Below are 25663 nucleotides of genomic sequence, written 5' to 3'. Positions count from 1 at the left end.
GTGGGGAAGCAGTGGCCGCGGCCGCCGGGGCGCTTCGCGAATCCACGGCAGGCAGTCTAATCAGGCGACGGCTCCGGCGCTTCTCGATTCCTGACCGGTCGCGTCACCTGCCGGGCGATGCAGGACGGGATGCCCTCGGCCTGGCGCGCGGCGTCGCGCCGGTAGCTGCTGGGCGAGACGCCAACCAGTTCGGTAAACCGGGAACTGAATGAGCCCAGCGACGAGCACCCGACCTCGAAGCAGACCTCGGTCACGCTCAGGTCGCCCCGGCGCAGCAGCGCCATCGCGCGCTCGATGCGCCGGGTCATCAGGTAGGCGTAGACCGACTCGCCATAGGCCAGCCGGAACTGCCGGCTGAGATGGCCCGCCGACATATGGACGCCGCGTGCGAGCGCCTCGACGTCCAGGGGCTGGGCGTAGTCGCGGTCAATGCGGTCGCGGACCCGGCGCAGGCGGGCCAGGTCACGCAGCACGGTCTCGGGGGTCGCGGCAGGCATCGGCGTATCCTGCCATGCGCGGCGGGCAGGCTCAACCCCGGCACCAGCCAAAGGGCAATTCCTTCAGCACGGCGGCGTTCGCCCCCTTCGGCTAGCGCAACACCCGGCATTGCGCCTGCAGCGTCAGCGGCGCCCCGCTCAGCGCCGCCACCGTTTCGAATGACACGCCTTCGGCGAGCCCGGTGACCAGCAGCCCGCCGCCGGGCTGCACCTCGATGACCGCCAGGTCCGTGTAGATGCGGTCCACCACGCCAAGGCCGGTGACGGGATAGCTGCAGCGCTCGACGATCTTGGGTTCGCCGTCGCGGGTGACATGCTCCATCATCACGAACAGCCTGGCCGCGCCCGCTACCAGGTCCATGGCGCCGCCCACGGCGGGAATCGCGTCGGGGGCGCCGGTCGACCAGTTGGCCAGGTCGCCCGTGGCGGAGACCTGGAAGCCGCCCAGCACGGTAATGTCGAGATGGCCGCCGCGCATCATGGCGAAGGACATCGCGTGATCGGAAATCGAAGCGCCGGCGAGCAACGCGATCGGTTCCTTGCTGGCGTTGATCAGGTCGGGATCGGCCGCGCCGTCGCGGATCACGCGGCCCATGCCGAGGATGCCGTTCTCGCTGTGCAGGACGATCTCCCGGTCCGGCGGCAACTGGTCCGCCACCAGGGTCGGCATGCCGATGCCCAGATTGACGTAGCTGCCATCCGGAATGTCGGCCGCCACGATGCGCGCCATGGCATGGCGGCTGAGCCGGGGCAGTGGCCGGACTTGCGGCGTCTCATGCGGCATGGCGTTCTCCTGTCTGCACGACCGCCTGGACAAAGATGCCAGGCGTCATCACCTGCTCTGGCGCCAGCGTGCCGAGCGGCACGATCTCATCGACCTGGACGATGGTGTGGCGGGCTGCGGTGCACATCACCGGACCGAAGTTGCGGCCGGCATAGCGGTAGGTAAGGTTGCCCCAGCGATCCGCCTGGTGCGCCCTGACCAGCGCGAAATCGCCGCGCAACGGTTGCTCCAGCACATAGCCCCTGCCCTCGATCTCGCGCGTTTCCTTGCCCTCGGCCAGGGCCGTGCCATACGCGGTCGGCGTAAAGAACGGCCCCAGCCCGGCGCCGGCGGCGCGCATGCGCTCCACCAGCGTGCCTTGCGGCACGCATTCCAGCTCGACCCTGCCGGCGCGGTAGGCTTCGATAAAGGCTTCGGCATTGGTCGAACGCGGATGGGAACAGATCACCTTGCGCACCGCCCCGGCGCGTATCAGGGCCGCAATGCCCGTGTCGCCGTTGCCGGCATTGTTGTTGACGATGGTGAGCCCGCGCGCGCCGCGGGCGAGCAGCGCGTCAAGCAGCGCGCCGGGAACGCCGGAGCCGCCGAAGCCGCTCACCAGCACGGTGGCGCCGTCGGGGATGCCGGCCACCGCTTGTTCCAGTGATGCCACAGTCTTGTCGATCATGTCGGAGGTCTCGTGACGGCCGGGCCTGCCGCGGCCGGCCGGTATTGGCTTATTGCGGCGCAATGCCGGTGTCCTGGACCACGCGTGCCCAGCGCTCGCGCTCGCTCTTGATGAAGCTGCCGAAGTGCGCGGGCGTATCCCCGCCAGGAATGCCGCCCAGTTCCGCCAGCCTTGCCTTGACTTCGGGCTCGTCCAGGATGCCGGCGACCGTCTTCTGCAGCCGGTCGATCACCTCCGGCGCCGTGCCGGCCGGCGCCACCAGGCCGAACCATGCCGTCACCTGGAAATCGTTCACGCCAGCTTCCTTCATGGTGGGCACATCGGGCAGCTCGGGCGCGCGGGTGGCGCTGGTCACGGCCAAAGCGCGCAGCTTGCCCGAGCGGATATGCGGCAGGGAACTGGGCAGGTTGTCCACCATCATGGTGACCTGCCCCGCCACCAGGTCGGCCACGGCCGGTGCCGCACCCTTGTACGGAACGTGGATCAGGTCGGTGCCGGTGCGCTTGCGGAACAGCTCGCCGGAAAGGTGGACCGACTGGCCCGTGCCCGAGGAAGCAAAGGAATACTTGCCGGGCTGCGCCCTGGCCAGCGCGACCAGCTCGGCCACGGTACGGGCCGGCACGTTGGCATTGACCACCAGCACATTGGGCACCGACACCACCAGGGTAATCGGCGCGAAATCCTCGGCGCGGTAAGGCAGATGGCGGTACAGGCTGTAGTTGATGGCATTGGGCCCGATATTGCCCATCATCAAGGTGTAGCCATCGGCGGCGGACTGCCTGAGCGCCTGCGCGCCGATGATGCCACCGCCGCCGGCGCGGTTTTCCACCACCACCGGCTGGCCCAGCAACTCGCCCATGCGCTTGCCGACCAGGCGCGACACGATATCCGTGGTCCCGCCCGCGGCCGCCGGCACGATCAGCCGGATCGGCTTGTCGGGATATGCGGCCAGCGCTGTGCCCGGGGCCGTGAGGGCCACACCAAGCGCCAGCCACAGCCGATTGAAAGCCTGCTTCATCGTCGTCTCCTTGTGCGGCCGCGCAATGCATCCGTGATGGGGTTCCGGCGCGGCATCGAGTGACGATAGATCGCCCGCCAGGCGACGTGAATTCACGTTTCGAGAAAGAAGACTTCGGCCTGACGGAAGCCGTGCGTACGCGGTGGCGCGCTATTGGCGCGTCATCGTGCCTGTCGTGAGATATCCGGGCTGTGCGTCAACGTTTCAGCGCGTCTCGACACCTGTTTCCGGCATCAGCTCAGCTGTTTCCGCGGCTCAATAGCGCTCAAGTCGGCGCTCGAAGCAGCCGATATCCGCCTGGAGCCGGCAGCTTCCGAGGACGGATTGCCCATCGCCGGCGAACCAGGAGAAGTACCACCGTGACAATGATCGAACCGATTGCAGCCAAGGCAGCGGCTGCCGTGTCGATGGATACGCCTGCGCCACCGCCCGCCTCCGCCAGTGAAAACGCCAGCGAGGCGCCGGGGATTCGTACCCGGCCTGCGGCCAGTGCCGAGATCCATATCTCGGCCCCGGGCCACGCGCTGGCCGGCGGCAACCAAGCCGCTTCGGTGCGCGACAACAGCGATGTCGACGACAGCGGCCTGCCCGTTCAGGCCAAGGATGCGATCAAGCGCCTGCGCGAACTGCGCGCGCAGCTGGCGCGCAAGCTGCAGGAACTGGAGGCGGCAAAGAACGCCACCACCGGCACGCCGGACCAGAAGCGCATCCGCATTGCAGTGCTGCAACAGGAAATCGCCACCCTGGGCGCTGCCATCACCACCACGACCGCGACGCTGAACCAGGCCATCCGCGAGCTCTCGTCAGAGCAGCAAATGCTGGCGGGCAGCCTGGCGATGAACTAGCGCGCCAGGCTGCAGCGCTCAGTCGGGGCGTTGCTCAGTCGCGATAGGCCCACAAGTCCACCACGCGGCCGCCATCGTCCGCCATCAGGCGGAACGCGGCCGGCTGGTAGTCGGCATCGATGGCGAGCACCCCGGTGGCACTGGCGGGCAGCGGGCCGCAGGCCGACGTGGACAGCGTCAGACGCAGCGTATTCGGCATGGCCTGCGCCGCGAGCGTTCCCGACAGCTGGCATGCCGAGGCGCCCGGCGCGATCTTGCCCTCTGCCGTGACCGTGAAGCTGGCGCTGGCGCCCGAGGGCAGCACCGTGGTGTAAGCGCCGGCCACGCTGCCGGGATCGACGCTTGCCGCGGGCACGGAAGCGTGGCTCAGCAGCCTGACGCTGGCGGACGCGTCCGCGCCCGGTGCGGCGACCCAGCTGCCGCCCTTGTCGCGGCGGTAGATGACCGTGGCCTTGTCTTCGGCATCGGCCAGCGCCAGGTAGCGGCTGCCGTCGGTGCCGGCGTAGTACTTGCCGACGGTGGGCTTGTCGGCATCGCCCACGCTGACGACGTAGGCACCGGGATCCAGGTCGGTGACGGACAAGGTCGCGGTCGCGGGCGGTGCGCCGTTGCCGGGCGCGTCGTTGCCGCCGCAGGCGGCCAGCCCCAGCATGACTGCCAGAGGAAACAGGGAAATGAAGCGTTTCATCGGGACCTGCCTCACTGGCCGAACAGTTCACCCAGGCGCAGGCGCAGCCATTGCTGGCCGGCGGGACGCTGGTCGAAGCCGATCTGCATGGCGGTAACGGCCGTTTTGGTCTTGTAGACCACCGACTCGTCCTCGGCCTGCGCGGCCGTCGGCGTGCCGCCGCCGGCGCCGATGCCGAGCCCGTACGGCGCCGTGCCGCTGAACTTCAGCGCATAGGCGTCGAAGGTGCCATGCCGCGAGAACGCAAACGGCGTGGCCGCCGTCGGCGCATTCGGGAAGTTGACGTTCAGCGCCAGCCCCGCCGGCAGCAGCGGGCCGCCGTTGGCCTTGGCCTGCAGCGTGCCGAGCAGCTTGATGGTCAGCTGCGCCACCACGCCGGACACCGGGCTGGCCAGCCCGGCATTGTCGACCGAGTCGGTGCCCGCGCTCAGCGCGATCGACGGAATGCCGCGCGCCGCGCCGAACTGCGCATTGCTGACGGTGCCCGAGCTGTTGACGATGCGGCCGACGTTCTGGCCTTCGTTGGGGCCGGACAGCACCAGGTCCGGGGCCTTGCCCCAGCGCGCCGGCGCCAGCACGTCCAGGCCGTACATGGTTGCCATCACCGGCGTGCCGTGCGCGTAGTGGTAATCGCCGTTGGTGTAGCCCGCCTTGGTGAAGGGCCCCACCGCCGGCTCGCCGGTCTTGGCCGCGCCGTTGTGGCAACCGCCTTCGGCCTCGACCTGGGTCTTGTCGTTGTCCGGCACGATGACCGTGGTGCTGTACATCACGATGCCGGCGCCGCGGCCGCTCTGGCCGGTGCAGGGTACGCTGACGATGACGTTGTGGCCAGCGCCCTTGAGCGCGTCGTACAGCGCCTTCAGGTTGCTGGTCAGGCCGTCGTCGTTGGTCAGCAGGATGTTCAGGGCGAAGGCGGGACTCGCCGTGGCGGCCAGCAAGGCCGCGGCGATCAGACGGGATTTCATGTCGGTGGCAGGTCGAAGCGGTTCAGGAATGCGGGCGTGGCGTGCCCGCGGCAGGCAAGTTACGGCGGACAGCCCGGTGAGGCTGGCGGGGCGCCCGCGCAGGCCGTGCCGATGTAGGTGGCGCGGGCCGGGCGCAGCGCCCTGTTTCGTCCGTGGTGGACGGACGCTACCTTAACCGCGCTTGATGACAGTTGCGTGAACAACAAAGGGTGCTGTGCGGGGGATTGACGAATGCGCCGCGCGCCGCCACCGCCCGCACTGCCGGCACGTCAATGGAAATCACGGGCCGGCCATCTCTGAATTTCCGGCCAGTACGGGATTCGCAGGAACTTGCTACATTGCTGACTGCTGGCGAAAACAGCCCCAGGCAGCTGCCCCGCTCACCGCAAACCGACAGACCAAGGAGACATCGAATGCACACCGCACTTCAACTTCGTTCGAAAATCAAGAGCAGCGGTGAACTCGAGCTATCGCTAGACAGCATCGACACGCCGCATCCTGGCCCGGATGAAGTGCTCATCCGCATTGAAGCCTCTCCTCTCAACCCGTCCGATCTCGGCCTGCTGTTCGGTGCGGCCGACATGAGCACGGCCAAGGCCAGCGGCACGGCCGAGCGCCCCATCGTCACCGCGCGCGTTCCGGAAGGCGCGATGCGCAGCATGGCGGGCCGCCTGGATGTGTCCATGCCGGTTGGCAATGAGGGCGCGGGCGTGGTCGTCGATGCAGGCTCGTCCCCTGCGGCGCAAGCCTTGATGGGCAAGACCGTCGCTGCCATCGGCGGCGCGATGTACTCGCAGTACCGCTGCATCTCCGCGGACCAGTGCCTGGTCTTGCCCGAAGGCGCCACGCCTGCTGACGGCGCGTCGTCATTCGTCAACCCGCTCACCGCACTGGGCATGGTCGAGACCATGCGGCGCGAAGGACATAGCGCCCTGGTGCACACCGCCGCGGCCTCCAACCTGGGCCAGATGCTCAATCAGATCTGTCTCAAGGATGGCATCAAGCTGGTGAACATCGTGCGCAAGCAGGAGCAGGTGGACCTGCTCAAGGCACAAGGCGCGATCCACGTCTGCAACGCCGCGTCGCCCACGTTCATGCATGAGCTCACCGAGGCACTCGCCGCCACTGGCGCAACGATCGCGTTCGACGCCACGGGCGGCGGCAAGCTCGGCGGCCAGATCCTCACCTGCATGGAAGCGGCCTTGAACAAGACGGCCCGCGAATACAGCCGCTATGGCTCGACCACCCACAAGCAGGTCTACCTCTACGGCGGCCTGGACACAAGCCCGACCGAGTTCAACCGCAACTTCGGCATGGCGTGGGGCATGGGCGGCTGGCTGCTGTTCCCGTTCCTGCAGAAGATCGGGCGCGAGCGGGCCAACGCGCTGAAGCAACGCGTGATGGCGGAGTTGAAGACCACCTTCGCCAGCCACTACTCGAAAGAGATTCCGCTGGCCGAGGTGCTCGACCTGGAGGTGATCGCCGTCTACAACAAGCGCGCGACGGGGGAGAAATACCTGATCAACCCCAACAAGGGCCTGGCCGGGTAAATCACCGCTGGGCGCCTTGCGCGCCCACCCGTGTCAAGAATCAGCCGCTGCGCCACGGCCGGCGGCGCGGCGTGGCCGGCAATGGCTGAGCGCTTTCCAGTTCCGCGGCGGTTTGAAAGCTCGCCCACGTACTTCCCTGGCAGTCGTCGCGCACCAGCGCGCGCAGGGGAAGTCCAGCGCAACGCTGGGGGCCGCGAGCATCAACGGCATTCCCCGCTCGGCGTTGCTATGGATCAGCACCCGCGTGGGCGGCATCTGGCTGCTGACAGTGATGCCGCGGCCGTCTCTGAGCGACCCTAAGCGGTCATTTTCACTGTTGCCAAAAGCACAGTTTCACTGCCTGATCGTCCGATAACTACGCCATAGGAGCATGCCGCCATAGATACCAAGGAAGACCGCGAAGACGGGCCAAAAGATGAGCCAGTACAGCCCCCCGTAACCTCGACTGACGTACTTGAACCCAAGTGGTGGCTTTACCGAGACCGTAACGCGCTCTCCTGCGAGCGTCGGGCTAACATCAACAACGGTAATGGTCAGATGCGAGATTCCCGCGGGCAATGTCTCTAGCCGAGGGGGCCACTTGAAGCGATGGGGGTCGCCGTCTCCATCGCGGACTTCTAAGGCTCGCGTAATCGCGCTCTCGCTGTTACCCGAGTTCGGTAACGCCCTATACAGCTTGTCGATCCCTGAGTTCGATGTGATGCGAATGGTCACTGGTTCGCCTGGCTGCTTGAATTCAAGGAACCCACTCTCTCTGAAGTTCGAGTTATATGCGTAGATGCCCAACTCCGGGCGCTTGTCCTTCCATCCCTTGCGCTTGAACTCCACGTAGGGCTCAAGGGGAGTTGGGGATAGACGAACCACTGTGACGCTACCTGTCTCCCCAGGATTCAGGGATAGGTAAGCGCCGTTAGTGGTGCTTGAGACCTCAAACGCAACCATTGCTAGGCCGAATAGGACGGTGAGCGTGCTCCAGCACACCCAGTGGATTTTCAGTCGAGAACGCATTGTGCGCAGTGCCCTTTGTGGTTCCCCGATGAACATCACCTGGCGAACCCAACCCAACTGAGTGGGCGCGGTCGGTTCAATGGAGGATACATGCTGCCTGCAGCCGTGCATTACGAAGGTACGGCCGCACACAGAACAGTCGAATATGCAACGGCCGCTTATGGCCGATAGGCGCCCCCGCCAGCCAAGCTCCTTCGGCCCCCGTCGCCCCAATCTAAGAGCAGGCGTCGACGATACATGGCTTCAGCCAACGTTCCGGACAACATTGCGATCGCGCCTTGGCCGGCATAAATTCGTTTCTGAATGATCTGATCCATTGCCGCTCCGGCGTGGGTGTTCGAGAATGGTTTGTCGCCAATCCAATGGCGATCCGGTTTAGCAGCCTGCGTACCACACGACGGACAGCGCCGCGCGAGCGGCTCTGTCCGTCGCGCCATCGAACGCCCACACCTGCGGGCGGCCCTTGGCAGGGTAGCTTCAGGGCTCGCCGGTTTGGTGGTGCCGGTCTGCAGGCGCTGGTCTGACCAGGGAGAGCCTGCTTACCCGCCCGACGGATGAGCAGCGCTGAAAAGCAAACGGCGCGAGCCAACTAGTCTCGCGTCGTTTGCATCTCGCTCATTGGCGACGTGCGTCTCAATGAAAATCCCGGCTTCCCACCAGCAACCGCCCTAGCATCGGGCTCAGGTCCACCAGTTCCTGCGCCACCAGGTGGCGCACGTCGCCCTGGCGCTGCCAGGTACCAACCACGCCCAGCAGCGTGGCGCCCAGCACTTCCTTGCGCTGGCGCTCGACCAGGTCGGGCCACAGGATCAGGTTGATGCTGCCGGTCTCGTCCTCGATGGTGGCGAAGATGGTGCCGCTGGCGGTGGACGGGCGCTGGCGCACGGTGACGATGCCGCAGGCGCGCACGCGGCGGCCGTTGGCGCAGCGTTCGAGCTGGCTGGCGGTGGCAAAGCGCATGGCCGCCAGCTTGTGCCGCAGCAGCGCCAGCGGGTGCGACTTGAGCGACAGGCCCAGGCTGGCATAGTCCGCGGTCACGTCTTCGCCCAGGCGCGGCGCGGGCAGCGCGAGCGCGGCTTCGGCGGGCGGCGCTTCATACAGCAGGTCGCGGTGCGCGGCATGCGCGGCCGCGGCGCGCGCCTGCCAGCGAGCCTGGCGGCGGTTGCCGGCGAGCGGCGCGAGCGCGTCGGCGGCGGCCAGCACGTCGATGTCGTGGCGGTCCAGGCCGGCGCGCAGCGCCAGGTCTTCGACACTGTCGAAGGCACGCTGCGCGCGCGCGGCCTCGATGCGCAGCGCCGCGGCCTCGCGCATGCCCTTGACCCGGCCCAGGCCCAGGCGCACGCGCGGATGCGGCGGCCGCTCCTGCCGAATGATGGCCGCATCGGACTCCGCCACCGGCTCCAGCGTGCTGTCCCAGCGGCTGATGGTGACATCCACCGGCAGTACCTCCACATCATGGCGGCGCGCGTCCTGCACCAGCTGCGAGGGCGAATAGAAGCCCATCGGCTGGCTGTTCAGCAGCGCGCACAGGAAGGCCGCCGGATGGTGGCACTTGAGCCACGAACTCACGTACACCAGCTTGGCGAAGCTGGCCGCATGGCTTTCGGGAAAGCCGTATTCGCCAAACCCCTCGATCTGCTTGCAGATTGCCAGCGCGAAGGATTCCGGATAGCCGTTGCCGGTCAGCGCGCGCACCAGCGCGTCCTGGTGCTGGCGCAGGTCGCCGCGCCGCCGCCACGCCGCCATCGAGCGGCGCAGCTGGTCCGCCTGCCCCGGCGAAAAACCGGCCGCATCGATGGCGAGCTGCATCACCTGCTCCTGGAAGATCGGCACGCCCAGCGTGCGGCCCAGCACTTTCTCGATCACCGCGTTGAAGTAGACCGGCGGCTTCTGCGTGCGGCGGAAGGCCTCGCGCCGCTTCAGGTACGGATGGACCATGCCCCCCTGGATCGGGCCCGGCCGCACGATCGCCACCTCCACCACCAGGTCGTAGTACTCGCGCGGCTGCAGCCGCGGCAGCATCGATTGCTGCGCGCGCGACTCGATCTGGAACACGCCGATGGTGTCGGCCCGGCAGATCATGTCGTAGGTCGGCTTGTCCTCCTTCGGGATGTCCTCCATGCGCGCCGGCAGCCCCGCGCGCGCCGGATCGCGGCTGGGGTTGGGGATCATCTCCAGCGCGCGCCGGATCGCCGACAGCATGCCCAGCGCCAGCACGTCGACCTTGAGCAGCCCCAGCGACTCCAGGTCGTCCTTGTCCCACTGGATCACGCTGCGGTCGGCCATGGCCGCGTTCTCGATCGGCACCAGCCGCGACAGCTTGTGGCGCGCGATCACGAAGCCGCCCACGTGCTGCGACAGGTGGCGCGGAAAGCCGCGCAGCTGCGCCGTCAGGCTGGCCCACTGCTGCACTGCCGGGGACTCGGGATCGAGCCCGTAGCGGGCGATCTTGTCGACAAAGCCCGGGCCGCCGTCCCACCATGCCTGGCCCTTGACTACCTGCTCCACCACGCTGGCGTCGATGCCGAGCGCGCGACCCACGTCGCGCAGGGCGCTGCGCGAACGGTAGGTGATCAGCGACGCCGCCAGCGCGGCGCGATGGCGGCCGTATTTGTCGTAGATGTACTGGATCACCTCTTCGCGCCGCTGGTGCTCGAAATCCACGTCGATATCGGGCGGCTCGTCGCGCTCGCGCGACAGGAAGCGGCCGAACAGCAGGTTGGCCTGCTCGGGGCTGACCTCGGTCACATACAGGCAGAAGCACACCAGGGAATTGGCGGCGGAGCCGCGCCCCTGGCACAGGATGCCGCGCGAGCGCGCAAAACGCACGATGTCATGCACCGTGAGGAAGAACGGCTCGTAGTGCTTTTCCTCGATCAGTTCCAGCTCTTCCTTCAACTGCTCTTCCCACTCCGGCTTGAGGCCATTGGGAAAGCGCTCTCGCTTGCCCCGCTCGACTTCCTTGCGCAGGTACGAGATCGGCGTCTCGCCGGGCGGCACCAGTTCCTCGGGGTACTCGTAGCGCAGCGTGGCCAGCGAGAAATCGCAGCTCTCTGCAATCTTCAGCGTCTGCGCCAGCGCCTCGCGCGGGTACAGGCGCGACAGCACCTGGCGCATGCGCAGGTGCTGCTCGGCATTGGGCGCCAGCGCCATGCCGCATTCGGCCAGCGGCTGGCCCAGCCGGATCGCGGTCAGCACGTCGGACAGCGGCTTGCGCGAGCGCACGTGCATGGTGACCGCGCCGGCCGCGGCCAGCGGCACGCCGGTCTGGGCCGATACCGCCTCCAGGCGCGCGCGGTGCAGGGCATCGGCATGGCCCTGCAGTTGTTCCAGCGCAATCCAGGCGCGCTCGCCGAACACTGCGCGGCACCATTCGGCCTGCGCCAGCAGCCGTTCAGGCTCGGCGCAATAGTCTGGCAGCAGCAGCGCCACGCAGCCAGGCATGCCGCGCAGGTGCGCTTCGCCAGCCGCGGGCTCGGATAAATCTTCGGGATGCAGCCGGTAGCTGCCCTTCTGCGCGCGCCGGCGGCCCAGCGTGATCAACTCGCTCAGGTTGCCGAAGCCTTCGCGGTGCTGGGCGATCAGCACCAGCCGCAGCGGCGCGCGCTCCGAGCCGTCGGCCGGGGTCAGGCTGAAGCGGCTGCCGATCAGCAGCCTGAAGGCATCGGCGGCGCGGGCCAGCGCCTGCAGCCGCTGGTGGCGGCTGGCATGGGCGTGGGGATCGTCATCGCCGGCGTCGGACGCCTCGTCGTCCAGCAGTGGCTCATCCACGCCCTCTTCCCCGCGTGCCGCGCTGCGCTCGACCGCGTCGTGCAGGCGCTTGCGCAGGGTCTCGATGGCATCGTGCGCGCGCGCGGTGCCGGCCACCGAGCATTCATCGGTCAGCGCCAGCCCGCTGTAACCCAAGCCGAAAGCGCGCTCGATCAGCTCGCCCGGGTGCGAGGCGCCGGTCAGGAAGGTGAAGTTGGAAATGCAGTGCAGCTCGACGTAGTCGGGCAACGCCGGCAGCAATCCAGGCAACGACGCCGGCAACGATGGGGGCAATGGCGGCGCGCTCATGCGAACAACCCATGCAGGAACCAGCGGTATTCGCCGCCATCGTCGTGCGCGGCATGGCCCGGACGCTCGCGGAAGATCCAGCAGCGCAGGCCGTCGGCGCGCTCGGCGATAAAGTAGTCGCGCGTGGCCAGGGCCCCGTCCCACCAGCCGGCCTCGATGCGCTCGGGCCGGCTCAGCAGCGCCAGCGGGCCGCCGTGACAGGGCCGGTGGCGCTGCACCGGCAGCGGCAGCGGTTGCGGCAGCAGCCACAGCGGGCGCTCCGGCGGCGGCTCGGGCAGGCTGGCGGGCTTGCCGCCGGGCTCGTCGACCGGGCACCAGCGGTTGGCGCGCTCGGGCCGGTGGTCGGCCAGCGGCCTCGGCTGCAGCACGTTGTCGCGGCCCAGCCGTGCCATCAGCGTATCGAGCAGGCGGCCCAGGTCTTCCGGCGTGCCGCCGGGCTCGGGGAACAGCGCATCGCTTTGCGGCACGCACGCGGCCATGGCCTCCACGCGCAGCGCCAGGCCGGTCACGGGGGCATGGAAGCTGAGCTTGTCGAGCTTTTCGCGCAGCAGCCGCGACAGGTGCGCGGGATCGCGGCTGGGCTGGGCCAGGCCCAGTGGCACCGGGGTGCCTTCGGTCGCCGCGCCGCGACGGTAGCGCTCATGCTCCAGCACCAGCACGCAGCGCGTCACGCCGGCCTGCTGCACCGCCAGCCAGCCCGCCAGCGCCAGCAGCAGCCGCTGCGCGCCGGCCAGCACGCCTTCGGCGGATTCGATGCGGCCCGGCAGGTCCATGCGCTGCGCAAACGCGGGCGGCGCCACGAACCAGATAAAGCGCGCCGGCGCCTCGCCATAGGCCTGGTCCAGCCGCGCCAGCAGCGCCGGGCCCAGCCGGCGCGTCAGGCCCGCGCGCGGCAGGCGCCGCACCTCGCCCAGCGTGCGGCAGCCGATGCCGTCCAGCCAGGCCGGATCGGCCAGCGTATGCAACGCCTCCACCGGCAGGCGGTCCAGCAGCCGGTGCAGGCGCGCCATGCCCACCGCCCGGCGGCCGGGCCGCACCACACCGCGCCGCGTGCGCCGCAGCGGCTGGCGCGCCAGCCACGCGGCGCCGTGCGCGGTCGGGCCGCAGCCCACCTGGGCCACGGTGCCGAGCTGGCGCACGCAGGCCCGCACCGCGCGGCACAGCGCGCGATGGCCGCCGAACAGGCGCAGGCTGGCGCTGACATCGAGCATCAGCGTGGCCGCCTCCGGCTCCTCGTCGACGGTCACGCCCGGCGTGAAACGCAGCAGCGCCAGCGCCACCGCTTCCATCAGCGCGGCCTCCGCGGCCGGGTCGCGTTCCAGCTGCACGATATCGGCCGACAGGGCCTGCACACCGCCGCGGCGCATGCCATAGCGCACGCCCAGCTGCATGGCCGGGCCGTTGGCCAGCACCACCTGCTCGCGCGCCATCACCGCCACCGGCAGCGCATGGTGCAGGGTGGCGGCGGACCGGCTCTCGGCGGGCGCCAGCTCAGGCCAGTTGGGCTGCAGGGCGTCCAGGGGCAGGCGCGGCAGGTGCACCGCGATCCAGTACGGCATCGGAAGAAAGCTGAGAAGACTGCGCCAGGGGTTCCGGCCCGGCCGGCGCCCCGGCCGGGACCGGCCAGGCGGCCGCGCGCGTGGCCGCCGCCATGCCGTCCAGGCGCAGCAGCAGCGGCGTGTCCCGCACCGGCCCGCGGCGCTTGTGGAAGGTGATCGACAGCATGTTGCCGGGCAGCGGCGCCAGCAGCAGCCGCAGCACCGCGGGCGACGACTCGCGCAGCGCCGTGGCCGGGCGCAGCGCCCATGCCACCGCGTCGCCGGCCTGCGCCAGCACCTGCAGCCGCCGCAGCGCCTCGGGCCGCGCCGCCGGCAGCCACACCAGCACGCCGCCAAAGGCCTGGCTGCGCAGCACCTGTTCGGCGGCCCACAGCATGTCGGCCTGCTGCGCGGCCCTGGCCGCTTCGGCGGGAGCACGCACCCAGTAGCACTGCCGCGCCGGCAGCCCGGCCGCGGCCAGCCCCATCGCGTTGGGCAGGTAAGGCGGCGCCACCAGCGCGATGCGCCGCCCCGCCCCGGCCAGCGTGCGCAGGGCTGGCAGCAGCAGGCGCATTTCCCCCGCGCCGCCCTGCGTGGTCAGAAGTTCGGTCAGCCCGCCGGCCGGCCAGCCGCCGCCGGGCAGTTCCGCCGACAGCGCGTCATACCCGGTCGGGCACACCGCGGCCCCGCCGGCGCGGCCCAGCTGGCCGGCGCGCCACAAGCCGGGGTAGCGCTGCTCAAGCGCCGACAGCGCCTGCTGGCGCTCGGCGGCGGCAGGCCGGGCAAGCCCGGCAGGCTCGGGGGCAGCCGGCGCAGGGAAAAGCAGACCCTCCGCCGCCCTTGGCGGGGCTGCGTGCAATGGCGCAGTCATGTGAATTTGGCGTCGCTCGCCGGCAGAGGCGAGGATTTAGGATATTTACGATAACTGTATATTTATACAGTATCGCGGACAAGGCAAGGGATAACGGCATGGGTGGCTGCAGCGGCACAGGGACAACGTCCCGCGGATGCCTGGCTCACCCTCCGCGCCTGCCCTTTGGCTACAGAAGCCGTCATGTACTATCATTCAATAGAATGCTTTTCAATGATAAAAGCTTCTATCGAATGATGAACATGTGGCGTGTCAAGGTATGTATCATGCTAAAGAATGATTTTTCTCGCCTTTTAATACGATGTCATTAATCTCCCAATGCCGCCAATTGCGTGAAGCCAGGGGCAAGAGCCTTGGCGATCTCGGCCGGCTTCTCGGCATGGCGGCGCAAAACCTGTCGGCCATCCTGCTCGGCAAGAAGGACAGCCGCGCCTCCACTCTGGAGGCGCTGGCCGCCGCCCTGGACGCGCAGTGGGTGCTGGTGCCCAACGAGCGCCTCGCCGAAGTCCGCCAGGTGCTGGAAGGCAAGGGCAGCGGCCCCGACCGCGGCGCGCGCGCTGCGCTCGATATCTTCCTGGATCAGGAATGAGCTACGCCCTGCATCCCCGCTTTCTGGAGGTTCGGCTATATGACCGGCTGTGCGGCTACCTGTGCGAGGCGGGCGGCAATGTCCGCTTCGTGCCCGCCGATGAATTCCGCGGCGACCCTGACCGACCCACGCTGAGCCTGTCGATCACCGTGCCGACCGAAGCCGGCCGGCGGGCCACCGCCGAAGTGCTGGACAACCCCTTCCATCCCGCCGTCTACAGCAGCGGCCATGAATTGCCGCCCTACTTTGCCGGGCTGCTTCCCGAAGGCGAATTGCGCAAGCGGCTGGAGGCCACGCGCAGCCACCCCGAAGACAAGGATGACTTCGGCATCCTGGCCTCGGCCGGCAATGACCTGCCCGGAGCCGTCGTGGTGCGGCCGGCGGATATCGGCGCCTTGCCGGCCTACGCCCGCGCCTATGGCGTGACCGGCGGCGCCGACAACCTGGAAATCGCCGTGGTCGAGGGTGCCACGCAAGGGGCAGCGTCGGTGTCCGGCGTGCAGAACAAGCTGGCGCTGTCGACGGTGCAGGAGGGCAGGCGCTACACGCTGCCAAGCCACGGCAAGCTGTCCGACATCATCGCCAAGCTGCCGGCCCGGAACGACGACGCGCAGGTGTTCAACGAATCGGTCTCGATGCAGCTGGCGGCCGCCGCGGGCGTGCATGTCGCCGCCACGCGCGTGCTGCCCATGTCGACCATCGCGGTGGAGGGGCTGGCCGAAGCCCTGGGCGAAGACCTGCACTACCTTGCGGTGGACCGCTTCGACCGCACCCCGGCCGGGCGCGTGCATGCCGAGGACGGCTGCCAGATGCTGGGCCGGATGCCCGCGAGGAAATACGCCAGCCTCGACGGCTACGTGCAATTGGTTGCCACGCTGCACCGCCTGAGCCCGAGCGGGGTCGAGCATGTGCGGCAGTTCTTCCTGCGCCAGGCGGTCAATACGCTGATCGGCAACAGCGACGCGCACCTGAAGAACTTCTCGGTGATCTACCCCAACGGCGTGCTGCCGGTGCTGTCGCCGGCGTACGACATCGTCTGCGTGGCCGCCCTGCCCGGCTTTGCCTCGTACGGCCAGAACGTCGCCATCGACCGGATGCAGCGCGAGGAAACCCTGGCCACGTACGAGTCGATCGCCGAGAAAGCCGGCGTGCCGCGCCGCATCGCCACCGCCGCGGTCAGGGAAGCGGTGGCGCTGGCGCACGCCCGCTGGCCGCGCCTGCTGGACGATCTCGACGCACCGCCGGCCATCCGCGACGTCATCGCCGGGCGCCTGGCGACGCTGCCGCTGGCGCACGCCGCGCGCTCGGGCCGCTGAGTGCCCGCGCCGGCGTCGCGGCACCTAAAGCATCGCCATCGCCGATAATGCGCCATCCGCCCATCGACCTCGCCCCATGCCCGCCAGCAACCCCAGCACCCGACGCATCGACTGGACTACCCTGTTCCTGCTGACCTTCCCGCCGCTGAGCTGGGCCGGCAACGCCATCGTGGGCCGGCTTGCCGCCGGCACGGTGCCGCCCGTCGCGCTGAACTGGGCGCGCTGGGTGCTGGCCGGCATGCTGCTGGCGCCCTTTGCCTGGCGCGGCGTGGTCGAGCACCGCGCGGTGCTGCGCCGGCACGCGGGCGTGATCACCGCCATGGGCATCCTGTCGATTGCCAGCTATAACGCGCTCCAGTACCTGGCATTGACCAGCTCGACGCCGATCAACGTGACGCTGATCGGCGCCTCCACGCCGCTGTTTCTGATCGTGATCGGCGCGCTGTGCTTTGGCGAACGCGTCAGGCCCTGGCACGTTGCCGGCGCGCTGCTGTGCATGGTGGGTGTGACCTTCGTGCTGGTGCGCGGCGAGCTGGCGCGGCTGGCGCAGCTGGACCTGGTGCCCGGCGACCTCTACATGCTGGCGGCCACCATCGCCTGGAGCGCCTACACCTGGCTGCTGCGCAAGCAACGCCCTGCGCTGCCCCTGCCCGTGCTGCTGTTCGCGCAGATCGTCACCGGCGTGCTGGCCAGCGCGCCGGTGACGGCATGGGAGCTGTTGACGCTGGATCAGCCGCTGCAATGGAACGGCAAGGTCGCGGGCATCCTGCTCTATGTCGCGACCATCCCGTCGCTGCTGGCCTACTTTGCCTGGGACCGCGCCATCGCGCGCGCGGGCGCGCAGCTGCCGGTGTTCTTCATCACGCTGACGCCAGTCTTCGCCGCGCTGCTGTCGACGGTTCTGCTGGGCGACTGGCCGCGCTGGTACCACGGCGTCGGGCTGGCCGCGATCGCGGCGGGGATCTGGCTGGCGCAGCGGCGCTGAACGGCGGCCACCCCGCTCTCAGCGGGCCATGACCTTGTCCGGCGTCATCGGCGTGCTGCGCAGCCGCTTGCCGGTGGCGTGAAAGATGGCATTGCTGATCGCGGCGGCCACGCCCACCAGCCCGATTTCGCCCACGCCCTTGGCGCCCAGGCTGCTGACGACGCGGTCGTCCTCGTCGACAAAGATCACGTCCAGGTCCTGGATATCGGCATGCGAGGCGATGTGGTACTCGGCAATATTGCGGTTCATGAAGCGGCCGAGCGCATGGTCGCTGTGCGTTTCCTCGTGCAGCGCCTGGCCGATGCCCCACACCATGCCGCCGAGGATCTGGCTGCGCGCGGTCTTCGGGTTGATGATGCGGCCCGCCGCCACCGCGCTGACCACGCGCGTCACACGCACGGTGCCCAGCGCCTCGTCCACGCGCACCTCGCAGAACACGGCCGAGTGCGCGGCGCGCGTGTATTGCTTCTGTTTGAACAGATTGGGCCATTGCAGGAACGATGCCTCGATCTGCGTGCGCCGTGCCGCTGCCAGGATGCCGGTCAGCGGCAACGACACGCCGGGGCTGGCGCGCAGGCTGACCTGCCCGTTCCCGAAGACCAGGTCCTCGTAGCGCGCCTGCTCGAAGCCGGAGCCCTGCATGCGCCGCGCCATGTGCCACAGCATCCGGCGCAGCTTGTCGCACACGCCGTCGACCGCCGTGCCGACCGTGGCCACATGCGCCGAACCGCCTTCCACAGGGGCCACCGGCAGGTCCGAGTCGCCCAGCACGAACGTCACCTGCTCCAGCGGCAGGCCCAGCGACGCGGCGGCGATCTGGCTCATTACCGTCAGCGTGCCGGTGCCGATGTCGGTGGCCGCGCACGCTACCTCGAGCCGGCCGTCGGCGCGGAACACCGCGCGGGCGCGGCTGAACATCTGCAGCGCGTCCCAGGTGCCGCTGGCCATGCCCCAGCCGATCAGCTCGTGGCCATCGCGCATCGAGCGCGGCTGCGGCGGCCGCCCGGCCCAGCCGAACCGTTGCGCGCCCTGCGCGTAGCATTCCCGCAGTGCCTTGCTCGAGAACGGCAGCCCGCTGGCGCCGTCGCGCTCGGCGTAGTTCTTGAGCCGCAGCGCCAGCGGGTCCATCCCCACCGCATAGGACAATTCATCCATCGCCACCTCGATCGCATGCACGCCGTGCGCGGCGCCCGGCGCGCGCATGTCGGCCGGGGTAGGCTGGTCGAGGTCGACCAGTTGATAGTCCTGCCGGCTTGTCTCGGACGCATAGAGCTGCGTGGACCAGTTGACCACCACCTCGACATAGTGCTCCATGCGCGAGGTCTCGGCCACGGCTTCGTGGATCAGGCTCACCAGCCTGCCATCCGCGTCGGCGCCCAGCCGCACACGCTGCCAGGTCTCGGGCCGGTGGCAGAAGGTGAACATCTGCGGCCGCGTCAGCACCACCCGCACGGAACGCTCCAGCGCCAGCGACGCCATCACGGCCAGGATCAGCTGGTACTGCGGCCGCAGCCCGGATCCGAATGCGCCGCCCACGTATTCATTGCGCACCGTGACCTTGCGCCGCGGCAGGCCGAACACGCGCGACACCATCCAGCGCGAGTTCTGCGAGCCCTGGGTCTTGTCATAGATCGTCAGGTGGCCGTCGCCGCCGCGGATCACCGTGGTGGCGTGCATCTCCATCGGGTTGTGGTGCTCCACACCGCTGTAGAACTCGGCGTCGACCTTGCACGGCGCGCGCGCGAAGGCGGCGTCGGCATCGCCGCGCGGCCGGGGCGGACCGGAATAGCCCACCTTGAAGCGCATCGGCTTGCCGGCGCGGTCCAGATGGTCCAGCAGGCTGGTCTGGTGCGGCCATGCCTGGTACTGCGCGCGCACCAGCGTCGCCGCATGGCGCGCCGCCTCGAAGGTCTCTGCCACCACCAGCGCGATCGGCTGGCCGCTGTACCAGATGCGCGCGTCGTGCAGCGGCTTGAACGGCGAACCGGCGGGAGCGACCATGTCCTTGTAGAACAGGTCGAGCGAACGCACATGCGGGCGGCGTTCATGGGTCAGCACGTCGATCACGCCCGGCACCGCCAGCGCGGCGTCGCAATCGATCGACACGATGCGCCCGCGCGCAATGGTGCTGTTGACCACCACCCCGTGCGCCAGGTCGAAGGCCGGATGCTCGGCGGCATAGCGGGCCGTGCCGGTGACCTTGGCCACGCCATCGATACGTGAGACCGGCGTGCCGATGCCGACCTCGCCGGTGCCGGGCCGCGCGCGCGGCGCGCATTGCGGGATCGGATCGTTCATGGCAGGTCCTCCTCGGTGAACGCGTCTTCGCCGGTATTGCTGAGCACGCCGGCGACGGCCATTTCCAGCGCGCGCACGATGGCGCGCTCGGCCAGCGCGATCTTGAAGCTGTTGCCCGGCAAGCTCTGGGGCACGGCCGGGCCGCCCCAGGCGCGCGCATCGCGCAGCAGGAAGCGGGCCGCGGCAGCAAAGTGTTCGGCGCTGGCGGGCCGGCCCTGCAGCTGCGCCTCGGCCTCGGGATCGCGCCACGGCTTGTGAGCCACGCCGCCGAGCGCCAGCCGCGCGGCACGCACGGTACCATCGTCGGCGAGGTCCAGTGCGGCAGCCACCGACACCAGCGCGAACGCAAATGACGCGCGCTCGCGGATCTTCAGGTAGCAGGCATGGCGCGCGAACCCGGCGGCGGGCGGCAGCACGATGTGGGTGATCAGTTCATCGGGGCGCAGCGTGGTGTCGATGTGCGGCCTGTCCTCAGGCAGCCGATGGAAGTCATGAAACGGAATTTCGCGGCGCCCGCCGGCCGATGCCACGTGCACCACCGCCCCCAGCGCCGCCAGTGCCACGCACATGTCGGACGGATGGGTGGCGACGCAATGCTCGCTCGCGCCCAGGATGGCATGCTGGCGCGCCAGCCCGGTCGCCGCCGGGCAGCCGCTGCCGGGCTCGCGCTTGTTGCAGGGCACGCCAGGATCGTAGAAGTAATAGCAGCGCGTGCGTTGCAGCAGGTTGCCGCCGTTGGTGGCCATATTGCGGATCTGCGCCGAGGCCCCGGCCAGGATCGCGGCGCGCAGCAGCGGATACTGCCCGCGCACCAGCGGGTGCTGCGCCGTATCGGCGTTGCTGGCCAGCGCGCCCAGCTTGAGCCCGCCTTCGGCCGTCGCCTCGATCATCCGCAGTGGCAGTTGCCTGACGTCGACCAGCGCGGCCGGATGCATCATGCCGCCCTTGACCAGGTCGATCAGGTTGGTGCCGGCGGCCAGGAAGTGTGGCGCGCGCAAGTCGCCAAGGCTCTGCGCGCCCGCGGCCTGCTGCGCCTCGGCGATCGACTGCAGCGCGGCTTCCACCGTGGTCGCGCGCGCATAGCGGAACGGGTTCATGACGGCTCCTGGTCGCTGTCCGGCAGCCGGGCGACTTCGGCAATCGCTGCCACGATCTGCGCATATGCGCCGCAGCGGCACAGGTTGCCGCTCATGCGCTCGCGGATCTCCTGCCGGCTCGCCGGCGGATGCTCGTTCAGCAAGCCCACCGCGGAGCACAGCTGCCCCGGCGTGCAATAGCCGCACTGGAACGCGTCATGGTCGATAAAGGCCTGCTGCAGCGGATGCAGCACGCCGCTGTCGCGGTCGGCCAGCCCCTCGACGGTGGTGATGTCGGCCCCGTCATAGGACACGGCCAGGCACAGGCAGGACTTCATGCGCTTGCCGCCGATCAGCACCGTGCATGCGCCGCATTGGCCGTGGTCGCAGCCCTTCTTGGTGCCGGTGAGCTGCAGTTGCTCGCGCAGCAGGTCGAGCAGAATCACCCACGGGGCCAGCAGCAGCTCGTGGGTGATGCCGTTGATGTGCAGCGTCGTGGGGATCTGTTGCAGAGCGCCGGCCTCGGCTGCCGGGGGAGCAAGCGGGTCTTCCAGTGCCATGGGCGCCTCCGCTGGGTCATGTTCCGGGGAATGGAACGGAGGCAGCAAGCGTCATGCCATCGGCTGCCAGGGCTTCGCCACGTTGCAGCGGGCGAGCGGCCGATGCCGCCGTTCCTGCCGGCTTTGCATATATTGCCGCCGGCGCCGTGCACGAATTACCGCAGTGCCGCGCGCTTACCCCGTGGGCATACCCTGGCTGGCACGCCTGAACTGCGTGGGCGCGTGCCCGGTCCAGCGCTGGAAGGCGCGGCGAAAGGCTTCCTCGCTGGCAAAGCCAAGCTGCTCGGCGATCCTGCCAATGGTCCAGCGGGTGGTCCGCAGGCATTGCTCGGCGTATTCCTGCAGGCTGTGCTCGCGCAATTGCCGATAGCTGCTGCCGTCTGCCGCGAGCCGGCGGCGCAGCGTCGGTTCGCTGACATCGAAGCGCACTGCCAGCTCGGCCAGCGTCGGCAGCCGCGCGCCATGCACCAGCGCCGCGTGCAGCGTGCCGCGCACTTGCTGGCTCAGCGACACCACTTCGACCGGCGCCCCGACCAGCCGGTAAGGCAGGTCCTTCAGGAAAGCCTGAAGCTCCGCAGCCTGGCGCACCACCGGCCGGTCGAGCAAGGCCTGGTCGAAGTCGAAGCCGTAGGCTGGGTTGCCGGACGTCACTGGCGCATGGAACAGGCCGAGGAACGGCAAGGCGTCCTCGCGCCGCGGATGCGCCAGGCTGACCCGGGTTGGGCGTATCGGCTGGCCCACCAGCCAGCCGAACAGCAGCAGATAAAAGAAGAGTCCCGTCAGGTCCACCAGGCAGGCTGCCGACGATTTCACCCGCCGCAGCGAATCCATCCGAAAGACCGCCTCGCCCGCGCGTTCGCCCAGGCTGAGCGCGCCGGCGCGCGGATACAGCATCGCGCAGAAATCGGCCGCGCAGTGGATCGCCTCGCGCAGCGTCTGGCAACTCAACACGCAGCGGCACAGCAGATCCACTTCCTGCTTGCCCATGGGCGGGTGGCCGTCGCCTTTGGCGACCAGCGCTTCCAGCCGCTCGATCGCGGCGCGATAGAGCGCGGTGAACTGTGCGGGCCGCGGCGGTTCTGTGCCGGCATCCGGCACCTCGACGCCCTGCCGCTTCAGCTCGTCCAGCAAGCGCTGCACCATGCCGTGCGGAACAGGGACGGGATTCCCCGGGATGTGGGCGTTCATGGGCGCTGGTCGTGATTGCTTCGGTAGCGGTGATTGATCGTCCGGGTAGGGGTGCGCGGCCAACGGGCCTTCCATAATCGTCCCGGCGGCCATGGAGGTTGCCATGCGCGCAACGCCATGCCTATACGGGACAACCCATGAGAGAACCCACACAGCCATGATCCACGTACTCGATGAAATCGTGCTCGCGCCGGGCCAGCTACCCGATGTGCTTGACCTGCTGGAATCCCGCTACCTGCCCGGCAGCGCCGCCAGGGGCCTGACGCTGCTGCATCGGTGGGTGTCGCCACCCCTGGCGCTGCCAGATTCGCCCAATACGTTGTGGCTGCTGTGGCAAGTGCCGGATGCGCCAGCCTATTACGCCATGCGCGCTGGCATTGATGGCCCTGCCCTCGCTTTCTGGTCGACGGTAGACTCCCTGTGCGAATCCCGCCGGCGCCATGTGATGGCCGCCGCGACACCCGCGCTGCCGCAGCCGAAGGAGCATTGCCATGCGCCTTGAGACTGCGCAACTGCGCCTGCACGCCGGCATTTGCGATGGGATGCCCGACCCCGGGCCAGCCCTGCTCGACCGCGTTGAAAGGCTGCCCGGCCTGCACCGGGTGGCGCTCGGCCGCAACCTGGCGGGAAGCTGGGGCGCCGGCGACTACACGCTCGATCTGCAAATCGAAACCGACTCGTCCGCCGCACAGGCCGATGCCGCCGGCCTCGCCGCGGCGCTGGATGGCATCGCAACGGCCGATCACATCGCCTATCGCGCGATCGCGGGCGGCACGCGCGCTCCGCAGCTGCGTGACGGCGTCTGGCGCACGCTGATGTTCCGGGTCCGCCCTGAAGCGCCGCCCTGGCACGTCCGCGCGCTGGAGCACGATCTGCTGCGGATGCCGACGTACATGCCCGCGATCCGCAACTGGCGGCTGGCCCGCGTGTCGTCGCCGGCCACATGGACCCATGTCTGGCAACAGGAATTCGCCAGCGCGGACGACCTGCTAGGCGAATACCTGATGCACCCGTTCCATTGGGGACGGGTCGACCGCTGGTTCGACCCGGAGTTTCCGGAATGGACGGTCGAGGCGATCTGCCATGCCTTCTGCCCGCTTGCGACCAGCCTGATTGCCAGCCACAACCTTAAGGAGGAAAGCGCATCATGACCGCACACGGAACACTGGCAGGAAAGATCGCTCTGGTGACCGGCGCCAGCCGCGGCATCGGTCGTGCCATCGCGCAGCGCTTCGCTGCGGAAGGCGCCCTGGTGGTGGCCAGCGCACGGCGCATCGGCAACTCCGGGGACGATCCTGGCACGTTGGCCGAGACCGTGGCGCTGATCACGCAGCAAGGCGGCCGCGCTATGGCGCTGGCGGCGGATCTGGAGGATCCCGCGCAGCGCGACCATCTTGTGTTGCGGGCCGCCGAGGCCGCTGGTGGGCTCGACATCCTGGTCAACAACGCCGGCCTGGCCGAATACGGCCTCATCGAAACGATGCCGCTGGACACCTTCGAACGGACGGTGGACCACTACCTGCGCATCCCGTTCGTGCTGAGCCGCGCCGCGATACCACTGATGCGTGCGCGCGGCGCGGGCTGGATCCTGAACCTGGGCTCGGTCACGGCACTGTCGCCGGCGCGACCCTACCAGGACTTTGACCGCTCCGGCGGCGTCACCGCCTACGCTGCCGTCAAGGCGGCCATCAACCGGTTCACCGAAGGCCTGGCCGCGGAACTGGAGGCCGATGGAATCGCCGTCAACTCCGTGGCGCCAAGCACCGCGATCCTCACGCCGGGCAGCGAGCGCTATATCCCCGACGGCTATCCCACCGAGCCCGTCGAATACCTGGTGGAAACCGCGCTGGCGCTATGCAGCGCGCCGGCACGACGGCACACCGGCCGGATCGCCCATAGCTTGCACTTCCCCCTTGCGCATGGACTGGAAGTCCGCACGCTCGATGGCAAGGGCGTGCTGCCGCCGCCCGTCATCCCGGCCTGGGCGCATCCGGCGCTGGGCCAGCCCCAACTGTCAGCGAGGTAAGCCTCATGCAAGAGAACATGCGCGCGGTGCTGATCGACCGTCACGGCGGGCCCGAGGTCATCCGGCTTGGTCAGGTCGCAACGCCAGCGCCGGCAGCCGGCGAAGTGCTGATCCGCGTCGCCTGCGCCGGCGTGAATCCCGCCGACTGGAAATGCCGCGAGGGTTATCTGAGCGCCTTCATGCAAGCCACCTTTCCCTTTGTGCTCGGCTTCGATGCCAGCGGCGTAGTGGCCGCGGTCGGCGCTGGCGTCACGGGCTTTGTGCGCGGACAGCGGGTGTTCGCGCAGACCGGGGTCGGCGCCGGCCAGTGGGGATCGTATGCGGAATACGTAGCCGTGGGCCAGGATTGCGTGGTGCCGATTCCGGACAACGTCGGATTCGCCGAAGCCGCGGCGGTGCCGACCCCGGCGCTGGCGGCCTGGACCGGACTGTTCGATGATGGCGCACTACGCCCGGGCCAGACCGTGCTGGTGCACGGCGGCGCGGGCGCGGTCGGCACGTTCGCCGTGCAGCTGGCAAGGGCCGCCGGCGCCACCGTCGCCGCCACCTGCAGCGCGGCCCGCCGCGACGCGCTGATGGCGCTTGGCTGCGACCTGGCCATCGATTACCGGGCAAGCGATATCGGTGCCGCGGTGCGGGCCTGGGCGCCGGCCGGCGTCGACCTGGTGCTGGACGCGGTGGGATGCGGCACCCTGCCGATGGGGCTGGACCTGCTCAGGCCCGGCGGCACCCTCGTAGCCATCCTGACCTTGGCCAGCGGCGACCACGGCCCCGATCCCGCCGAGGCCGCGCGGCGCGGCGTACGCACCGCCATCGCGTTCAGCAAGATGCCAAGCGGCGCGCGGCTGGCCGAAATCGCCGCACTGCTGCACAGCGGCCGTTTGCGGCCACCACGCATCGAATGCCTGCCGCTGGAACAGGCCGCGCAAGCGCTCGAGCTGGTACGGTCCGGCCAGGCGGCCAGCAAACTGGTGCTGCAGGTCTGCTGAGAGCGCCCAGGTACCACACGATGTACGAAGGGTCGCCGCCGCCATGGTTCACCAGCGATGTGGCGACGACGGGCGCCAGGCCGCCGCCGATCGCACCCGAGACCTGCACCGCGATCGAGATGCCGCGATGACGGACCTCGGGCCGC

The 25663-nt window shown here is 69.1% G+C and carries 22 protein-coding genes and 1 pseudogene; 9 read left to right on the top strand and 14 right to left on the bottom strand.

Features of this window, described 5'->3' with window-relative positions:
* Nucleotides 1-56 precede the first annotated feature (56 nt).
* From RALTA_RS19990 to RALTA_RS19975, 4 genes are all read right to left on the bottom strand, one after another.
* Complete coding sequence (locus tag RALTA_RS19990; RefSeq protein WP_012355720.1) at nucleotides 57-497, bottom strand: helix-turn-helix transcriptional regulator; 441 nt, start codon at nucleotides 495-497, stop codon at nucleotides 57-59.
* Nucleotides 498-588: 91 nt separating this feature from the next.
* The gene (locus RALTA_RS19985; RefSeq protein WP_025581645.1) at nucleotides 589-1281 is read right to left on the bottom strand and encodes a 3-oxoacid CoA-transferase subunit B; all 693 of its coding nucleotides are present in this window, start codon (nucleotides 1279-1281) and stop codon (nucleotides 589-591) included.
* Complete coding sequence (locus tag RALTA_RS19980) at nucleotides 1271-1948, bottom strand: 3-oxoacid CoA-transferase subunit A (RefSeq protein ID WP_041232506.1); 678 nt, start codon at nucleotides 1946-1948, stop codon at nucleotides 1271-1273. The genes RALTA_RS19985 and RALTA_RS19980 overlap by 11 nt, the downstream gene beginning before the upstream one ends.
* A gap of 49 nt (nucleotides 1949-1997) precedes the next feature.
* A complete protein-coding gene (locus RALTA_RS19975; RefSeq protein ID WP_041232505.1) occupies nucleotides 1998-2966 on the bottom strand; it encodes a Bug family tripartite tricarboxylate transporter substrate binding protein in 969 nt (322 codons plus the stop codon).
* 365 nt (nucleotides 2967-3331) lie between these two features.
* Here RALTA_RS19975 and RALTA_RS19970 point away from each other — a divergent pair, with 365 nt between their 5' ends.
* Nucleotides 3332-3811 (top strand): hypothetical protein, encoded by a 480-nt coding sequence (locus tag RALTA_RS19970; protein WP_041232504.1) that lies wholly within the window; start codon nucleotides 3332-3334, stop codon nucleotides 3809-3811.
* Between the two features lie 34 nt (nucleotides 3812-3845).
* Here RALTA_RS19970 and RALTA_RS19965 read toward each other — a convergent pair whose 3' ends face one another.
* Together RALTA_RS19965 and RALTA_RS19960 are read right to left on the bottom strand one after the other, a co-directional pair.
* Entirely contained in the window at nucleotides 3846-4499 is a 654-nt protein-coding gene (locus tag RALTA_RS19965; protein WP_041232503.1) for a YajG family lipoprotein, read from the bottom strand.
* An 11-nt stretch (nucleotides 4500-4510) separates the two neighbouring features.
* Complete coding sequence (locus RALTA_RS19960) at nucleotides 4511-5464, bottom strand: 5'/3'-nucleotidase SurE (protein WP_012355714.1); 954 nt, start codon at nucleotides 5462-5464, stop codon at nucleotides 4511-4513.
* Nucleotides 5465-5877: 413 nt separating this feature from the next.
* Between RALTA_RS19960 and RALTA_RS19955 the strand changes: the two genes are divergently transcribed.
* The gene (locus tag RALTA_RS19955) at nucleotides 5878-7014 is read left to right on the top strand and encodes a zinc-binding dehydrogenase (protein WP_012355713.1); all 1137 of its coding nucleotides are present in this window, start codon (nucleotides 5878-5880) and stop codon (nucleotides 7012-7014) included.
* Between the two features lie 1641 nt (nucleotides 7015-8655).
* Here RALTA_RS19955 and RALTA_RS19945 read toward each other — a convergent pair.
* The 3 genes from RALTA_RS19945 to imuA are packed head-to-tail and all read right to left on the bottom strand — an operon-like array spanning nucleotide 8656 to nucleotide 14490.
* Entirely contained in the window at nucleotides 8656-12081 is a 3426-nt protein-coding gene (locus RALTA_RS19945; RefSeq protein WP_050976505.1) for an error-prone DNA polymerase, read from the bottom strand.
* A complete protein-coding gene (locus RALTA_RS19940; RefSeq protein WP_041232500.1) occupies nucleotides 12078-13640 on the bottom strand; it encodes a Y-family DNA polymerase in 1563 nt (520 codons plus the stop codon). Before RALTA_RS19940 ends, RALTA_RS19945 begins: the two co-directional genes overlap by 4 nt.
* A complete protein-coding gene (gene imuA, locus RALTA_RS19935; RefSeq protein WP_012355708.1) occupies nucleotides 13573-14490 on the bottom strand; it encodes a translesion DNA synthesis-associated protein ImuA in 918 nt (305 codons plus the stop codon). The genes RALTA_RS19940 and imuA overlap by 68 nt, the downstream gene beginning before the upstream one ends.
* Nucleotides 14491-14791: 301 nt before the next feature.
* Here imuA and RALTA_RS19930 point away from each other — a divergent pair, with 301 nt between their 5' ends.
* From RALTA_RS19930 to RALTA_RS19920, 3 genes are all read left to right on the top strand, one after another.
* Nucleotides 14792-15079: a helix-turn-helix domain-containing protein gene (locus RALTA_RS19930; protein ID WP_012355707.1), complete on the top strand. Its 288-nt coding sequence runs from the start codon at nucleotides 14792-14794 to the stop codon at nucleotides 15077-15079.
* Nucleotides 15076-16395, top strand: coding sequence for a type II toxin-antitoxin system HipA family toxin (locus tag RALTA_RS19925; RefSeq protein ID WP_012355706.1), 1320 nt, complete (start codon nucleotides 15076-15078; stop codon nucleotides 16393-16395). Before RALTA_RS19930 ends, RALTA_RS19925 begins: the two co-directional genes overlap by 4 nt.
* A 76-nt stretch (nucleotides 16396-16471) precedes the next feature.
* A complete protein-coding gene (locus RALTA_RS19920; protein ID WP_012355705.1) occupies nucleotides 16472-17380 on the top strand; it encodes a DMT family transporter in 909 nt (302 codons plus the stop codon).
* A gap of 18 nt (nucleotides 17381-17398) precedes the next feature.
* On the opposite strand, the gene RALTA_RS19915 is transcribed toward RALTA_RS19920, so the two are convergent.
* From RALTA_RS19915 to RALTA_RS19900, 4 genes are all read right to left on the bottom strand, one after another.
* Nucleotides 17399-19678 carry a xanthine dehydrogenase family protein molybdopterin-binding subunit gene (locus tag RALTA_RS19915; protein ID WP_012355704.1) on the bottom strand — a complete coding sequence of 760 codons (2280 nt, stop codon included), beginning with the start codon at nucleotides 19676-19678 and terminating at the stop codon, nucleotides 17399-17401.
* Nucleotides 19675-20775 (bottom strand): FAD binding domain-containing protein, encoded by a 1101-nt coding sequence (locus tag RALTA_RS19910; protein WP_012355703.1) that lies wholly within the window; start codon nucleotides 20773-20775, stop codon nucleotides 19675-19677. Before RALTA_RS19910 ends, RALTA_RS19915 begins: the two co-directional genes overlap by 4 nt.
* Nucleotides 20772-21314, bottom strand: a complete 543-nt coding sequence (locus RALTA_RS19905) for a (2Fe-2S)-binding protein (RefSeq protein WP_012355702.1) — start codon at nucleotides 21312-21314, stop codon at nucleotides 20772-20774. The genes RALTA_RS19910 and RALTA_RS19905 overlap by 4 nt, the downstream gene beginning before the upstream one ends.
* 174 nt (nucleotides 21315-21488) lie before the next feature.
* A complete protein-coding gene (locus RALTA_RS19900; RefSeq protein ID WP_041232498.1) occupies nucleotides 21489-22457 on the bottom strand; it encodes an AraC family transcriptional regulator in 969 nt (322 codons plus the stop codon).
* Between the two features lie 202 nt (nucleotides 22458-22659).
* Between RALTA_RS19900 and RALTA_RS19895 the strand changes: the two genes are divergently transcribed.
* From RALTA_RS19895 to RALTA_RS19880, 4 genes are read left to right on the top strand one after another with little or no spacing between them, the layout of a single operon-like run.
* Nucleotides 22660-23004, top strand: coding sequence for a hypothetical protein (locus tag RALTA_RS19895; protein WP_041232497.1), 345 nt, complete (start codon nucleotides 22660-22662; stop codon nucleotides 23002-23004).
* Complete coding sequence (locus RALTA_RS19890; protein ID WP_041232496.1) at nucleotides 22994-23653, top strand: Dabb family protein; 660 nt, start codon at nucleotides 22994-22996, stop codon at nucleotides 23651-23653. The genes RALTA_RS19895 and RALTA_RS19890 overlap by 11 nt, the downstream gene beginning before the upstream one ends.
* Nucleotides 23650-24528: an SDR family NAD(P)-dependent oxidoreductase gene (locus RALTA_RS19885; RefSeq protein WP_012355698.1), complete on the top strand. Its 879-nt coding sequence runs from the start codon at nucleotides 23650-23652 to the stop codon at nucleotides 24526-24528. The genes RALTA_RS19890 and RALTA_RS19885 overlap by 4 nt, the downstream gene beginning before the upstream one ends.
* A gap of 17 nt (nucleotides 24529-24545) precedes the next feature.
* Nucleotides 24546-25517 carry an NADP-dependent oxidoreductase gene (locus RALTA_RS19880; protein WP_041232495.1) on the top strand — a complete coding sequence of 324 codons (972 nt, stop codon included), beginning with the start codon at nucleotides 24546-24548 and terminating at the stop codon, nucleotides 25515-25517.
* Here the strand turns inward: RALTA_RS19880 and RALTA_RS30810 are convergent.
* Nucleotides 25513-25659 (bottom strand): annotated as a pseudogene (locus RALTA_RS30810) (MFS transporter); the annotation flags it as partial. The gene RALTA_RS19880 and the pseudogene RALTA_RS30810 sit on opposite strands and share 5 nt — an antisense overlap.
* Nucleotides 25660-25663 lie beyond the last annotated feature (4 nt).

Source organism: Cupriavidus taiwanensis LMG 19424 (genome assembly GCF_000069785.1).
Classification (GTDB): domain Bacteria; phylum Pseudomonadota; class Gammaproteobacteria; order Burkholderiales; family Burkholderiaceae; genus Cupriavidus; species Cupriavidus taiwanensis.
Note: the sequence above shows the minus strand (reverse complement) of the source record. Positions and strands in the feature narration are given on the sequence as shown.

Coding starts and splice junctions, on each gene's coding strand:
- RALTA_RS19990 (WP_012355720.1), bottom strand. CDS start 497: ATGCCTGCCGCGACCCCCGAGACCGTGCTGCGTGACCTGGCCCGCCTG.
- RALTA_RS19985 (WP_025581645.1), bottom strand. CDS start 1,281: ATGCCGCATGAGACGCCGCAAGTCCGGCCACTGCCCCGGCTCAGCCGC.
- RALTA_RS19980 (WP_041232506.1), bottom strand. CDS start 1,948: ATGATCGACAAGACTGTGGCATCACTGGAACAAGCGGTGGCCGGCATC.
- RALTA_RS19975 (WP_041232505.1), bottom strand. CDS start 2,966: ATGAAGCAGGCTTTCAATCGGCTGTGGCTGGCGCTTGGTGTGGCCCTC.
- RALTA_RS19970 (WP_041232504.1), top strand. CDS start 3,332: ATGATCGAACCGATTGCAGCCAAGGCAGCGGCTGCCGTGTCGATGGAT.
- RALTA_RS19965 (WP_041232503.1), bottom strand. CDS start 4,499: ATGAAACGCTTCATTTCCCTGTTTCCTCTGGCAGTCATGCTGGGGCTG.
- RALTA_RS19960 (WP_012355714.1), bottom strand. CDS start 5,464: ATGAAATCCCGTCTGATCGCCGCGGCCTTGCTGGCCGCCACGGCGAGT.
- RALTA_RS19955 (WP_012355713.1), top strand. CDS start 5,878: ATGCACACCGCACTTCAACTTCGTTCGAAAATCAAGAGCAGCGGTGAA.
- RALTA_RS19945 (WP_050976505.1), bottom strand. CDS start 12,081: ATGAGCGCGCCGCCATTGCCCCCATCGTTGCCGGCGTCGTTGCCTGGA.
- RALTA_RS19940 (WP_041232500.1), bottom strand. CDS start 13,640: ATGCCGTACTGGATCGCGGTGCACCTGCCGCGCCTGCCCCTGGACGCC.
- imuA (WP_012355708.1), bottom strand. CDS start 14,490: ATGACTGCGCCATTGCACGCAGCCCCGCCAAGGGCGGCGGAGGGTCTG.
- RALTA_RS19930 (WP_012355707.1), top strand. CDS start 14,792: ATGTCATTAATCTCCCAATGCCGCCAATTGCGTGAAGCCAGGGGCAAG.
- RALTA_RS19925 (WP_012355706.1), top strand. CDS start 15,076: ATGAGCTACGCCCTGCATCCCCGCTTTCTGGAGGTTCGGCTATATGAC.
- RALTA_RS19920 (WP_012355705.1), top strand. CDS start 16,472: ATGCCCGCCAGCAACCCCAGCACCCGACGCATCGACTGGACTACCCTG.
- RALTA_RS19915 (WP_012355704.1), bottom strand. CDS start 19,678: ATGAACGATCCGATCCCGCAATGCGCGCCGCGCGCGCGGCCCGGCACC.
- RALTA_RS19910 (WP_012355703.1), bottom strand. CDS start 20,775: ATGAACCCGTTCCGCTATGCGCGCGCGACCACGGTGGAAGCCGCGCTG.
- RALTA_RS19905 (WP_012355702.1), bottom strand. CDS start 21,314: ATGGCACTGGAAGACCCGCTTGCTCCCCCGGCAGCCGAGGCCGGCGCT.
- RALTA_RS19900 (WP_041232498.1), bottom strand. CDS start 22,457: ATGGTGCAGCGCTTGCTGGACGAGCTGAAGCGGCAGGGCGTCGAGGTG.
- RALTA_RS19895 (WP_041232497.1), top strand. CDS start 22,660: ATGATCCACGTACTCGATGAAATCGTGCTCGCGCCGGGCCAGCTACCC.
- RALTA_RS19890 (WP_041232496.1), top strand. CDS start 22,994: ATGCGCCTTGAGACTGCGCAACTGCGCCTGCACGCCGGCATTTGCGAT.
- RALTA_RS19885 (WP_012355698.1), top strand. CDS start 23,650: ATGACCGCACACGGAACACTGGCAGGAAAGATCGCTCTGGTGACCGGC.
- RALTA_RS19880 (WP_041232495.1), top strand. CDS start 24,546: ATGCGCGCGGTGCTGATCGACCGTCACGGCGGGCCCGAGGTCATCCGG.